Here is a 12,754-nt window from a genome sequence, read left to right on the forward strand (position 1 = left end):
GACCTGGTGCGCAACCATCCAGGGCTGAACACAGCCGAGGCGGCCAATCTCGTGCTGGCCGGCTACGACGGCCTGCGCCCGGCGCGTACCAACACCCGGCGTACCGCACCCGCTGACATCAACCCGCCTGCAGCGTCAGCGGCGGACCCGGATCCGGTGACAGCGCGACATTGCCGCGCTGCAGCAGCCAGCCCGCGATGCTGTGGAACAACGGGGCCGCCGAGTGGCCCGGCGTGCCGTCGGCGTTGCGCGCCGGGTTGTCCATCATGATGCCGATGACATAGCGCGGGTCGTCGACGGTTGCCATGCCCGCGAAAGTGACCCAGTACACGTTGTCGTAGTAGCAGCCGCACGCCGGGTTGATCTGCTGCGCGGTGCCGGTCTTACCGGCGATCTGGTAGCCCTCCACCGCCGCGGCCGGCCCGGTGCCCTGCTGCACGCCCGTCGGGTCGCGCTGCACGACGGCGCGCAGCATGTTGCGCACGGTGCGCGCGGTCTCCGGCGACACCACCCGAACCCCGTCGGGGCGGGGTTCGTCTGTGCGCGAACCGTCGGCGTTGACGGTGGACTTGACGATCCGCGGCGGCATCCGCACGCCGTCGTTCGCGATCGCCTGATACATGCCGGCCATCTGCAGCAGGGTCATCGAAAGGCCCTGCCCGATCGGCAGGTTCGAAAACGAGCTGCCCGACCACTGCCCTATCGGCGGCACCAGACCTGCGCTCTCACCGGGCAGCCCGACCCCGGTGCGCTGACCCAGGCCGAACTTCTCGACCATGTCGTAAAATCGTTGCGGCCCAACACGTTGGGCCAGCATCAGCGTTCCGACGTTGGACGACTTCCCGAACACCCCGGTGGTCGTGTAGGGCGCGACGCCGTGCCCCCAGGCGTCGTGGATGGTGACCCCGCCCATGTCGATCGAACCCGGAACCTGCAGTACCTCGTCAGGGTTGGACAGCCCGTATTCGATCACCGAGGAGGCGGTGATGATCTTGTTCACCGAACCGGGCTCGAACGGCGAGGACACCGCCGGATTGCCCAACTGCTTGTCGCCTTGGCGTCCGAGGTCCTGGGACGGGTCGAAGGTGTTGTCGTTCGACATGGCGAGCACTTCGCCGGTCTTGGCGTCCAACACGACCGCCGAGACGTTGCGGGCGCCCGACAGATTCTTGGCCTGCTGCACCTGCTGCTGGACGTAGAACTGGATGTCGTCGTCGATGGTCAGCTGAATCGTCTCGCCGTTGACCGCCCGGTGCTGGTTGCGGTAGCTGCCGGGGATCACCACGCCGTCGGACCCGCGGTCATAGGTGACCGAGCCGTCGGTGCCGGCAAGCTCGGCGTCCATGGAATCTTCCAGACCGAGCAGACCGTGCCCGTCCCAGTCGATTCCGCCGACGATGTTGGCGGCCAGCGATCCGCCTGGATACTGACGTAGATCCTGGCATTCGGCACCGACCTCGGGAAATTTTCTGGTGATCGCGGTAGCGATGGCCGGGTCGACGGCGCGGGCCAGGTAGACGAACGACTCGTCGCTGCGCAGCTTCTTCAGGATGGTCGCTTTGTCCGGCTTGTTGTTCAGCCGCGCCGCCACGTCCTTGGCGATCTCGTTCAACCGCCGTTGCGGGTCGGGCGCTTTCGCGTTCTTCTGCTTGGCCTCGGTCAACTGCTTGAGGATGCGCTTGGGCTGAAAGGTCAGAGCGCGGGCCTCGATCGTGAAGGCCAGCTGATTGTTGTTGCGGTCGACGATGCTGCCGCGGACCGCTTTTTCGACGTCGGTGACCTTGAGTTGGCTGGCAGCCTCGGCGCGCAGGCCGGCGGCTTTGGGGACCTGCAGGTAGAACAGCTGGGCGCCGGCGATCAGCAGCGCGAGGAAAATGACGCCGTTGCCGACCCGGTGGCGGAAGACGAATGACGCGCCGCGACTTCCGAACTCGACCGCCTGGCGGGTACGACGGGCGCGCGCTGAGCGATCAGGTGCGCCGGCCTTGGCCTGACGTGTCTGGCGGGACTGGCTCGGCCGATTCATCGGCCCGGCCCCGGCGTCGTCACCGTCAGCGGGCCGAACTGCTCACCCACGAGCGGCCCGGCGGGACCGGGGTGGTGCGGCATACCCGGCAGGTCGGCCGGCGTCGAGGCGGCCGGTGGCAGCGGCGGACCGGCTGGCGGCGCGGGCGCGACGGCCGGTGGCGGCGTGATCGGGACACCCGGAACGACGGGTAGTCCCGGCACCGGCGCCGGTCCCGCACCGGGCATCGGAAGCGGGCCATCCGGCGACGGCAGATGCGCAGGACCGAGCGTGGTCGCGCCGTCGGGCGTGCGGACCATCGCGTCAGGGCCCGGCGCCAGCGGCACCGCTGGCGCGCCGTTACCGGGCAGCACGCGGACGGGCACCTCGAGCGCATTGGCCGGCGGAGCCTGCGGTGCCACCGCCGACTCGTCGGGGAGCTTGCTGTTCAAAGGTGGCGGCGGAACCCCCTGCGCGGGCTTCGGCGTGCCGACGACCACCCAGTTACCGGCGGGATCCTGCACCAGATGTGCGGTGTCGCGGGTCGGGATCATGCCCAGGCCGCGGGCCGCCTCGGCCAACGCCGGCGCGGACTGCGCCTGCTGCACGTCGCGCTCGAGCGCTTCTTTTTCCTGCTGCAGCAATTCGGTGCGTTGGCGGGCACTGCCGAGTTGATAGGACCGCTCAGCGGCATCAGTGGACAGCCACAGCGTGAGGGCGAGTCCGGCACCCAACGAACCGATGACGAGCACCACGAACGGGACCTTGGCAATCAACGTTTGCGGCCGCAGCTCGATCGACGCCAGCCGATTGAGCAAACGCTCGCGCAGCGGCGGCTGAATGACCTTTGGCGCCTTGGCTTTGCGCGCCTTGGCACGAGCCTTGGCCTGGGTGGCGCTCTTTGCGCGGACCGGTCGATCGACCGGCCGCGCGACCGGCGAGGTCTGTGGCGCGGACCGCGACGTGCGCGGTTCGCGGGCCGGCGCGGTTGACGTTCCCGGGCGAGGACGGCCGCGCCGAGCCGGTGCCGGGTCGGCCACCCGGGAAGCTTTCGCCGGGCCGCGCCGCCGATCGCCGGTGCGAGGCGGTTGCGCGTTGCGCTTGGCTCTCATGACCCTGCCTTCCTCGCTGCGTCAGATTCGGATTGCACCCGTTGGATCGCACGCAATCGCACCGCCGCGCTGCGCGGGTTCTGCTCCACTTCCGCGTCGTCAGCGCGTTCAGCACCGCGGGTGAGCGACGTGAATCGCGGCGCATGCCCTGGCAGTTCGACCGGCAGGCCCGACGGCGTGCTCGACGAAGTCGCCCGGGCGAACACCCGCTTGACGATGCGGTCTTCCAGCGACTGGTACGCCATCACCACGATGCGCCCGTCGACAGCGAGGGCACCGAGCGCGGCGGGCAGGGCATCGCGCAACGCATCCAATTCGCTGTTGACCGCGATACGCAGAGCCTGGAATGTGCGCTTGGCCGGGTGTCCCCCGGTCCGCCGAGCCGGGGCCGGAACCGCTTGGTAGATAACCTCGACCAGCTCGGCGGTGGAGCGCAACGGTGAGCGGGCGCGGCGCCGGACGATGTGCGTCGCGATGCGACGGGCCAACTTCTCCTCGCCGTAGCGACGCAAAATCTCGCTCAGCGCGGCCTCGTCGTAGGTGTTGAGGATCTCGGCGGCGGTCAGCTGCGACGTCGGGTCCATCCGCATGTCCAGCGGCGCATCCTGGGCGTAGGAGAAGCCCCGCTCGGCGCGATCGAGTTGCATCGACGAAACACCCAGATCGAAGAGTATGCCATCGACGGATTCGGTTGGTCCATAACCTGATTCGACGAGCGCATCCTCGATGCCGTCGTAGCGGGTGTGCACCAGCGTGAGCCGGTCTGCGAACCGGGCGAGTCGACTCCGGACGATGTCCAGAGCTGTCGGGTCGCGGTCCACACCGATCAGGCGCAGTCCGGGTAATTCGGTGAGGAAGCGCTCGGCGTGCCCGCCGGCGCCGACGGTTCCGTCGACGAGTACCGCGGCGGATCCGTCGGCGTGGTGGCGGGTCAAGGCGGGGCGCAGCAGTTCGAAGCAGCGGTCGAGCAGCACGGGCAGATGGCCGAAACCGCCAGTGGCCTGAGCCATCAGAGCACCTTCCCGACGTGAGAAGTGTTGGGCGACGGGCGCGTCCGTTCGGGCGACAGAGCGGGCCGCTGCATCGAGGTCCCTGTCCGATGGCACGAACCTGGCGTTGGGGAAGTACGTCAGGGTCGGTTCGGGCAGAGGCCACGTTGCACGGGCACGCGCCTTAGATAATGTCGCCGAGTGCTTCATCGCTGGCTGCGGAGAAGTTCTCTTCGTGGGTCTCTTGGTACTGCTGCCAGGCCACGGCGTCCCAGATCTCTAGATACTCAATCGATCCGATGACAACGCAGTCCTTGGAAAGGCCCGCATAGCGCCGGTGGTCGGCCGACAACGTGATCCGACCTTGCGCGTCGGGATGCTGTTCGTCGGTGCCGGCGGCCAAGTTGCGCAAGAACGCTCGCGCCTCCGGGTTGCTGCGCGATGTCTGACTGGCTTTGCGGGCGACTTCCTCGAACGCAGCGCGCGGGTAGACGGCGAGGCTGTGGTCCTGACCCTTGGTGACCATCAACCCCCCTGCCAGTGCGTCGCGGAACTTGGCCGGCAACGTGAGTCGCCCTTTGTCGTCGAGTTTTGGCGTGTAGGTGCCGAGAAACATCTGGCCACCTCCATGCCTTTCGACTTCCGCCACCATACCCCACCTCCCCCCACTTCGCTCCATTTAACGACACAGATGTCACCGATTGGTGTCGTTTCTGCAGGTTCTCGGCCACTAAGGCGACCAGAGCGAGTGCCGCCAGCACCCACAAGGCTCAGCAAAAGTAGGGCTGAGCTGGGTCTTCTATCGATGGTGGGGCGCAGTGGGGGATGCGCGCGACGCAAGGTGCAAAGTCACCTGCTTCGGTCGACAATCACCCAGCGGTACTCGTTGCGCTGTGGCGCGGGCTGTTCGATTCCACTTTCGTTCGCCGCCACGGGTCGGCCAGCGGTCATTCGCCGTCGATTGTGCTTCTACAGGATCGACTGTGCGGCTATGGATTTGAGCGTGCACCCAGGGTTGGGTCTCGTCGGCGTGTCGTCGCCCCAGACGCACACTCGACGCACCGGTCCGCCAGGGATGCACACTCGATGCCCACCAAGCGCTCTCGACAAGACCGTATGGACAAGGTGGGGCACAGAAATGGGCAACCGCGGGATGCCCTTTTGTGCGTCTCCGCGGGCTAATCCTCGAAGCGGCGGCGGAACCGGTCTTCCATGCGGCTGGTGAACGATCCGCCGGCACCCTTGTTGCGGCGCTGACGCGCTGCCGCTGACGACGGTCCGGAACGCTCTCCGCGGCCGGCGAGCCGCGGACCAGTGACGGCAAACACGACCCCGCCGAACATCACGACAAAGCCCAGCACGGACAAGATCGGGAATGTCCCGAGCATGGTGGCCCTGATCGCCACGCCGCAAACCAGCATCGCAAGCCCCAGCACAAACAACGCCGCACCCTGCAGACGTCGCCGCGCCGTCGGGGCGCGCAATCCGCCGCCGCGCACGCTCGAGGCGAACTTGGGGTCCTCGGCATAGAGAGCGCTCTCGATCTGGTCGAGCATCCGCTGCTCATGATCGGAGAGTGGCATTCGTCCCTCCTTGCCGAAATCCTGTCACGGTAATACCGATAGCACGCTTACGCCCGCTGCGGCGACAACTAAAGAGAATGATACGAGGTCAATCTGCGCGTTACCACCGCTTCGCCCGCTGATTGTAATCGCGGCAGCCGGCGGACGGTGCGCTGCCGCCGCGCCCGATAATGGGACGGCGCATCGCACTGGACGAGGAGAGGAGGAGATCGCACGTTGGTGACATTCCTCATCAACCTGCCGGCGCAGGACATGCAGCGGCGGCTCTCCGAGGCCTTGGGTGTCTACGTCGATGCCATGAACTATCCGCCCGGCACCGAGAACCAGCGCGCCGCGATGTGGCTCGAGCACACCCGGCGACGCGGCTGGCAGTCCGTCGCAGCAGTCGACGTCGACAATCCGGCCGGACCCGAGCCGTCGTCGGACGAACTGAGCGACGCACCCCTGCTGGGCGTGGCCTACGGCTACTGCGGCGCGCCCGACCAGTGGTGGCAGCAGCAGGTCGTCGCGGGGTTGCAGCGCAGCGGCTACCCCGACCCCGAGATCGCCACGCTGATGGCCAGCTATTTCGAGCTGACCGAGTTGCACATCGCTCCCCGGGCGCAGGGTCGCGGCCTCGGTGAAGCGCTGGCCCGCCGGCTGCTCTCCGAACGCAGCGAAGCCAACGTACTGCTGTCGACGCCGGAGACCAACGGCGAAGCCAACCGGGCGTGGCGGCTGTACCGGCGACTGGGCTTCATCGACGTGATCCGCGGCTACCACTTCACCGGTGACCCAAGGGCATTCGCGATTCTGGGGCGCAAGCTGCCGCTGTAGTGGCACCGCGGCCATCGCAGTCTGGCACGATGACCTGGTGCGCGCCAGCGGTAGAGATTTCTCGTCCCGAGGTTTCGGAGCGCGGCGGACCGGCCGCCGCCTCACGACATGGGCGTTGCTGCTGCTGGTGATACCCATGCTCGCCGGGTGCGTGCGGATCAAAGCGTCGATCACCATCTCCCCCGAAGACCTGGTGTCCGGCGACATCATTGCGGCGTCCAAGCCTCGCAGCGAGAAAGACACCGGCCCGCAGCTGGATCCCAATCTGGCGTTCGGCCAGAAAGTGGCGGTGTCCAAGTACGACCGTGACGGCTACGTGGGATCGCAAGCCACCTTCTCCGACCTGACCTTCGCCGAACTGCCGGAGCTGGCGCGGATGAACTCCGACGCACAGGGAGTCAACCTGTCGCTGCGCAGAGCCGGCGACCTGGTGATCCTGGAAGGACGTGCCGATCTGACGTCGCTGAACGATCCCGATGCCGACGTGGAGTTCTCCGTCGCTTTCCCGGGGCCGGTAAGCTCCACCAACGGCGATCGCGTCGACGCGCAGACCGTGCAGTGGAAACTGAAGCCCGGCGTGGTCAGCATACTCAGCGCCCAGGCGCGCTACACCGATCCGAGTACCCGCTCGTTCCAGGGTGCGGCGCTGTGGCTGGCGTTGGCCTCGCTCGCGGTGGCCGCCATCGTGGGCGGCCTGGCCTGGTACACCCGTGACCAGTCACCCAAGATCGCCGAACCAAGCGACCCGGCGTCCAGCTGATCGGCCGAGCTCAGGCCGTGGGCGACCAGTAAGCCAGCATCTCGGCGAAGGTCTCGAACGCCGGCGCGGAATTGCCGTAGGTGGCTTCCAGGTGCAGGCTCAGCGGATAACCCAAATCGGCGACGCCGTCGATCACCCGCTTGTACAGATCGAGGAGCAGCGCGCGCCGTTGCACCGGCTCGGTATTCGCCAGCTTCGTGACGAACGCCTGCTCCCGGGCGACGGCGGGGTTGCCCGGATCCTGGATCAGCCAGTTGATGAAGCCGATCTTCTCCTCGAGCTTCGGCACGAACCCGAACCCCAGCAGAATCTCCGGCCGGTGGTCGGTCGTCTTGGCGAAGTCAGTCAAAAAACCCACGATCGCATCGGAATACAGCAACTGCGTCTGCGCGAACGTCGCGCCCTGGTCGCACTTGAAGTTCAGCCGGCCCGTCTCACCCTCGCGGGTGGGAATGAGAATGACGCCCCGATTGTGCACCAGCCCTTGATAGATCGACAGCGCGTCGGTCGGCGCGACGCCGGAGCCCTCACCGTCGGCCATCGTGCGCGGCACGCCGACGAACACGATGCCGTCGATGCCCGCACCGATCAGGTCACCGAGCCGTCGACGCAGGGTCGGCTCGTCGGAGAAAGCCGTGACCTGACTGCACAATCCGCGCACGCCGGGCAACTCGGGCTTGATCGTCGACCAGAAGTCCAGCACGTCGAGCTTCGGCTTCATCTCGATCGGCCGGTCGTCGTCTTCTTCGATCAAGCCGGGCATCATCACGTGCCCGATCCGGCCGTCGATCCCGAATTTCGCCGCCAGCGCCACCACTTTGTGGGCGTCTTCGAGAGCCTGCTCCTTGCCGCGATCGAGGTTCGGCGGCACCAACTCAACCGCGACGGTGTTTAAAGTCAACGAGCTGCTCCTCATTCAACGACTGGTTCCCCCGGCTCTGCGGACAGCTGCCGCGAACCCCAGGTCGGGCCGTGCACCCCGACAGCCCGTGCACCCCGACAGCATAGTGAGGATGTCGAAGCACCCACCCAGCGACGTTTGGCGGGCAAAACCCGCTGCACAGCGCAACCCCGAATAGAATTGGCGGGCCATGATCACCAGGGACGCAGAAGAGGTGTCGAGCTGAGCGCTGAAGCTGCGGCAACCGTCGAGCCGGCCGACGCCGTCACCGATCAGTTGCGCAGGTATCTGCGCGGCCGCCGCGGCGAGGCCGCGCACATCGGAGCCCAGTACGACGCGCTGATGGCCGGCTTGGAGGATTTCGTTCTCGGCGGTGGCAAGCGGCTGCGCCCGGTCTTCGCGTACTGGGGCTGGCGGGCGGTCTGCGACGACGACGCCGACGAGCACGCGCTGCTGTTGTTCGCCGCGCTGGAACTGCTGCACGCCTCGGCGCTGGTGCACGACGACGTGATCGACAACTCGGCGACGCGCCGGGGGCGACCGACCACGCACATCCAGTTCGCCGCGTTGCATCGCGACCGCGGGTGGCGGGGATCGGCCGACCAATTCGGGCTGTCGGCGGCGATCCTGCTCGGGGATCTGGCGCTGGCGTGGGCCGACGACATCGTCGCCGCAGTCGAACTACCGTTCGGCGCCCGCAACCGAGTGCGTCGGGTCTGGGCCGACATTCGCACCGAGGTGCTCGGCGGGCAGTATCTCGACATCGTGGCCGAGTCCAGTGCCGCCGAGTCGATTGCCTCGGCGATGGCCGTCAATACCTACAAGACCGCCTCGTACACGGTGTCGCGACCGCTGCAGTTGGGGGCCGCCGCCGCGGCCGACCGGCCGGACGTCCACACGCTGTTCCACGAGGTCGGCAACCGGCTCGGGGTGGCCTTTCAGCTGCGCGACGACGTGCTGGGGGTGTTCGGCGACCCCGCCGTGACCGGCAAGCCGTCCGGCGACGACCTGCGCTCCGGCAAGCGGACCGTGTTGCTGGCGACCGCACTGGAGTTGGGCGACGCATCAGATCCGGCCGCCGCCAAGCTGTTACGCGCCTCGGTCGGCACAAACTTGAGCGACACCCAGGTGCGCGAGCTGTGCGACGTCATCGAACAGGTCGGTGCGCTGGCCGCGGTCGAGCATCACATCGCGACGCTGACCCGTCGTGCACTGGATCAGCTCGCCGACGCACCCATCCGCGCGGCGGCCAAGGTCGGGCTCGCCGACCTCGCCGACCTCGCCGCCAACCGGTCGGCCTGACGGCCGTGTCAGTTCCGACGTCTGCCCCGGCCTCTTCCTCGGCCACTGCTGCGCCCCGAGCGCTGTCACGGCTACCGGCATTCGCCGCCGCCGCCGAGGGCCGGCCCGCCCTACTGGGCTTTCTGGGTGCGGCTCTCATCACCGTCGGAGGCTCGGGCGCCGGTAGCACCAAACAGCACGATCCGCTCTTGGAGTCGCTGCACCTGTCCTGGCTGCGCTACGGGCATGGTCTGGTGCTGTCGTCGGTGCTGCTGTGGATCGGCGTGACGCTGATGCTGAGCGCGTGGCTGTGGCTGGGCCGACGCGCGTTGGCCGGCGACGCGAGCGGATACGTCATGGTCGCCAGCGCCGCGTTCTGGCTGGCCCCACTGCTGTTGTCGGTGCCCCTGTTCAGCCGCGACACCTATTCGTATCTGGCTCAGGGCGCGCTGCTGCGCGACGGACTGGATCCCTACGCGGTGGGACCGATCGAAAACCCGAATCCATTGCTGGACAACGTCAGTCCGATCTGGACCATCACCACCGCACCCTACGGTCCGGCGTTCATCTTGATCGCCCGGTTGGTGACGATGCTGGTCGGCAACCACGTGATCGCCGGGACGATGCTGCTGCGGTTGTGCATGCTGCCCGGGCTGGCACTGCTGGTGTGGGCGACGCCGCGGACCGCCCGGCATGTCGGCGCCAAGGCGCCAATCGCGCTGTGGATCTGCGTGCTCAATCCGCTGGTGATCATCCATCTGATGGGTGGTGTGCACAACGAGATGTTGATGGTGGGCCTGATGGCCGCCGGTATCGCGCTGACCTTCGAGCGACGTCACATCGCCGGCATTGCCGTGATCGCTGTGGGGATGGCCGTCAAGGCCACGGCCGGACTCGCGCTGCCGTTCATGGTCTGGGTGTGGATGCGCCATCTGCGTGACCGTCGCGAATACCGGCCGCTGCGGGCCTTCTCGACGGCGTCGGTTGCGTCGGTGGCGATTGTCGTCGTGGTGTTCGCCGTGCTCTCCGGAGTGGCCGGAGTGGGACTCGGCTGGCTGACCGCATTGGCCGGCTCGGTGAAGATCATCAACTGGCTGAGCATTCCGACGGCGGCGGCGAATCTGGTTCACGCCGTGGGCGGATTGTTCTTCCCGGTGGATTTCTACGCGATACTGCAGGTCACCCGTGCGATCGGGATCGCGATCATCGCGCTGGCACTGCCGCTGTTGTGGTGGCGGTTCCGCCACGACGACCGCGAGGCGCTCACCGGCATCGCCTGGGTGATGCTGGTCGTGGTGTTGTTCGCGCCCGCCGCGCTGCCCTGGTATTACTCCTGGCCGCTGGCAGTGGTGGCCCCGCTGGCCCAGTCACGCCGCGCGGTCGCGTCGATCGCGGCGTTCTCGACATGGATCATGGTCATCTTCAAACCCGATGGGGCCCATGGGATGTACTCGTGGCCGCAGGTCCTGCTGGCGACGACGGTGGCGTTGGTCGTCTGGAAGACGATGGATCGCCCGCAAGCACCGGAGGTCAGTACGCCATAGCCTGCGCGCGGCGCAGCACCTCACGCGCCTGGTGTGCGTGCAACGCGTCGACCGGGCGGGCGTTGTCGAGCGCGTCGCGCGAGCCGTCCCGCGTCACCGTCAGCGAGGGATCCGGTGTGAACAGCCAGCGGACGATCTCGGTGTCCTGGTAGCCGCCGTCGCGCAGGACCATCAGCAGCCCGGGCAGAGTCTTGACCACTTCGCCGTTGCTGGTGAAGAAGACCTGCGGGATCACCAGGTCACCGGCACGCCGCACCGCGACCAGGTGGCCCTCTTTGAGATGCTGCTGCACTTTCGTCACCGGCACGCCGAGCAAGTCGGCGACGTTGCGGAGATCGTAGGTCGGTTCGTCGGGGTCGAGAACGTCGTCCCCGGCCGGAATCCTGCTCACCGACGTAGTGTACGGCGGCGCGCAACGCTCGTTCAGGCTCGCGGCGTAAAGGTCTCGGGTGCAGCGCCGGCCGCCACCTACGATGGGCGCGTGACTGCAGCGCCGAGCGACGACCTCGAGGGCACATTGCTCGACGGGCGCTATCGCGTTGCGACCAAGATCGCCACCGGCGGTACGTCGACGGTCTATCGCGGCCTCGACACCCGGCTGGACCGCCCGGTCGCGCTCAAGGTGATGGACTCCCGGTACGCCGGCGATGCGCAGTTTCTGACCCGTTTCCAGCTGGAGGCTCGCAGCGTGGCCCGGCTGAAGGATCCGGGGCTGGTCGCGGTATACGACCAGGGCCTGGATGCCCGGCACCCCTTCCTGGTGATGGAACTCGTCGAGGGTGGCACGCTGCGCGAGCTGCTGGCCGAGCGCGGGCCGATGCCGCCGCATGCGGTCGCCGCGGTACTGCGACCGGTGTTGGGCGGGCTGGCGGCCGCGCATCGCGCCGGTCTGGTGCATCGCGACGTCAAACCCGAGAACGTGTTGATCTCCGAGGCGGGCGAGGTCAAAATCGTCGACTTCGGGTTGGTGCGCGCCGTCGCCGAGGCCGGAAGCACGTCCACCAGCGTCATTCTCGGCACCGTAGCCTACCTCTCCCCCGAGCAGGTGAAAGACGGAAACGCCAGCCCGCGCAGCGACGTCTACGCGGTGGGGATCGTCGCATACGAGCTGCTGACCGGCCAGACCCCGTTCTCCGGCGACACGTCCTTGTCGGTCGCCTATCAGCGGCTGGACACCGACGTGCCGCCGCCGGGCAGTGTGATCAGCGGAGTGCCCGCGCAATTCGACGAACTCGTCGAGCGCGCCACCGCGCGCGACCCGGCCGGCCGCTACGCCGACGCCCAGGAGATGGGCGCGGAGTTGGACGCGATCGCCGACACGCTGCGGTTGCCCGACTTTCGGGTGCCCACGCCGCGCAACTCGGCGCAACGTCGCTCGGCCGCGGCGCACGGCAGCCGGCTCACCGAGGACCAGAACCGCACCACGGATCTGCGCCAGCCACCGGCGGCGCGGCCGCCGGTGCATCGGCCGACCCGTCAACTGACCCGGGATCCGCGGGACGTACCCGCCGAATCTCCCTCGGCAGCACAACAATTCGCCGGCATCGACCTGATCGAGTTCGCCTTCGAACGCGAGCGCTCCCGACGCGTGATGCTGATCTGGATAGCGATCGTGTTGTCGATCACCGGGATGGCCACCGCCGCGGCCTGGACCGTCGGCAGCAATGTCAGCGGGCTGCTCTAGTCGCTGCGCTACCTTTCAGTCGCGCAGCATCTCCGCCCCGTCATACGCGGAGCCTGCTGCGCTACCTTTCAGTCGCGCA

Annotated in this window: 12 protein-coding genes; 5 read left to right on the forward strand and 7 right to left on the reverse strand. The window is 67.6% G+C overall.

Translation table 11 applies throughout. The features are described 5' to 3' along the window. Nucleotides 1-118: 118 nt before the first annotated feature. From ABDV69_RS10960 to ABDV69_RS10980, 5 genes are all read right to left on the reverse strand, one after another. A complete protein-coding gene (locus ABDV69_RS10960) occupies nt 119-2,026 on the reverse strand; it encodes a penicillin-binding protein 2 (RefSeq protein ID WP_343574101.1) in 1,908 nt (635 codons plus the stop codon). Further along, a complete protein-coding gene (locus ABDV69_RS10965) occupies nt 2,023-3,117 on the reverse strand; it encodes a hypothetical protein (protein WP_343574103.1) in 1,095 nt (364 codons plus the stop codon). The genes ABDV69_RS10960 and ABDV69_RS10965 overlap by 4 nt, the downstream gene beginning before the upstream one ends. After that, nucleotides 3,114-4,127, reverse strand: a complete 1,014-nt coding sequence (gene rsmH / locus ABDV69_RS10970; protein ID WP_343574105.1) for a 16S rRNA (cytosine(1402)-N(4))-methyltransferase RsmH — start codon at nt 4,125-4,127, stop codon at nt 3,114-3,116. The genes ABDV69_RS10965 and rsmH overlap by 4 nt, the downstream gene beginning before the upstream one ends. A gap of 163 nt (nt 4,128-4,290) precedes the next feature. Beyond that, nucleotides 4,291-4,722, reverse strand: coding sequence for a division/cell wall cluster transcriptional repressor MraZ (mraZ, locus tag ABDV69_RS10975; protein ID WP_343574106.1), 432 nt, complete (start codon nt 4,720-4,722; stop codon nt 4,291-4,293). Nucleotides 4,723-5,284: 562 nt separating this feature from the next. Further along, complete coding sequence (locus ABDV69_RS10980) at nt 5,285-5,689, reverse strand: DUF3040 domain-containing protein (RefSeq protein ID WP_343574108.1); 405 nt, start codon at nt 5,687-5,689, stop codon at nt 5,285-5,287. 216 nt (nt 5,690-5,905) lie between these two features. Between ABDV69_RS10980 and ABDV69_RS10985 the strand changes: the two genes are divergently transcribed. Then, entirely contained in the window at nt 5,906-6,505 is a 600-nt protein-coding gene (locus ABDV69_RS10985) for an N-acetyltransferase (RefSeq protein ID WP_343574111.1), read from the forward strand. Nucleotides 6,506-6,641: 136 nt separating this feature from the next. Then, a complete protein-coding gene (locus ABDV69_RS10990) occupies nt 6,642-7,265 on the forward strand; it encodes a DUF3153 domain-containing protein (protein ID WP_343574154.1) in 624 nt (207 codons plus the stop codon). Between the two features lie 10 nt (nt 7,266-7,275). Here ABDV69_RS10990 and ABDV69_RS10995 read toward each other — a convergent pair whose 3' ends face one another. Beyond that, on the reverse strand, nt 7,276-8,166 hold the full coding sequence (locus ABDV69_RS10995; protein ID WP_343574114.1) for a mycobacterial-type methylenetetrahydrofolate reductase: 891 nt from the start codon (nt 8,164-8,166) through the stop codon (nt 7,276-7,278). Nucleotides 8,167-8,388: 222 nt separating this feature from the next. On the opposite strand from ABDV69_RS10995, the gene idsA2 reads away from it, so the two are divergent. Together idsA2 and ABDV69_RS11005 are read left to right on the forward strand one after the other, a co-directional pair. After that, on the forward strand, nt 8,389-9,468 hold the full coding sequence (gene idsA2, locus ABDV69_RS11000) for a bifunctional (2E,6E)-farnesyl/geranyl diphosphate synthase (RefSeq protein ID WP_343574157.1): 1,080 nt from the start codon (nt 8,389-8,391) through the stop codon (nt 9,466-9,468). 62 nt (nt 9,469-9,530) lie between these two features. Next, complete coding sequence (locus tag ABDV69_RS11005) at nt 9,531-10,991, forward strand: alpha-(1->6)-mannopyranosyltransferase A (protein ID WP_343574158.1); 1,461 nt, start codon at nt 9,531-9,533, stop codon at nt 10,989-10,991. Here the strand turns inward: ABDV69_RS11005 and ABDV69_RS11010 are convergent. Continuing rightward, entirely contained in the window at nt 10,978-11,382 is a 405-nt protein-coding gene (locus tag ABDV69_RS11010; RefSeq protein WP_343574116.1) for an Rv2175c family DNA-binding protein, read from the reverse strand. The two genes, ABDV69_RS11005 and ABDV69_RS11010, sit on opposite strands and share 14 nt — an antisense overlap. 90 nt (nt 11,383-11,472) lie before the next feature. Between ABDV69_RS11010 and ABDV69_RS11015 the strand changes: the two genes are divergently transcribed. Then, nucleotides 11,473-12,675 carry a protein kinase gene (locus ABDV69_RS11015; RefSeq protein ID WP_343574118.1) on the forward strand — a complete coding sequence of 401 codons (1,203 nt, stop codon included), beginning with the start codon at nt 11,473-11,475 and terminating at the stop codon, nt 12,673-12,675. The last annotated feature ends 79 nt before the right edge of the window (nt 12,676-12,754 follow it).

This window comes from Mycobacterium sp. (assembly GCF_039583785.1).
GTDB lineage: Bacteria > Actinomycetota > Actinomycetes > Mycobacteriales > Mycobacteriaceae > Mycobacterium.

Bases quoted from the DNA above. Each gene is read 5' to 3' on its own strand.
- ABDV69_RS10990 (WP_343574154.1), top strand. From the start codon at position 6,642: ATGCTCGCCGGGTGCGTGCGGATCAAAGCGTCGATCACCATCTCCCCC.
- rsmH (WP_343574105.1), bottom strand. From the start codon at position 4,127: ATGGCTCAGGCCACTGGCGGTTTCGGCCATCTGCCCGTGCTGCTCGAC.
- ABDV69_RS10980 (WP_343574108.1), bottom strand. From the start codon at position 5,689: ATGCCACTCTCCGATCATGAGCAGCGGATGCTCGACCAGATCGAGAGC.
- ABDV69_RS10960 (WP_343574101.1), bottom strand. From the start codon at position 2,026: ATGAATCGGCCGAGCCAGTCCCGCCAGACACGTCAGGCCAAGGCCGGC.
- ABDV69_RS10965 (WP_343574103.1), bottom strand. From the start codon at position 3,117: ATGAGAGCCAAGCGCAACGCGCAACCGCCTCGCACCGGCGATCGGCGG.
- mraZ (WP_343574106.1), bottom strand. From the start codon at position 4,722: ATGTTTCTCGGCACCTACACGCCAAAACTCGACGACAAAGGGCGACTC.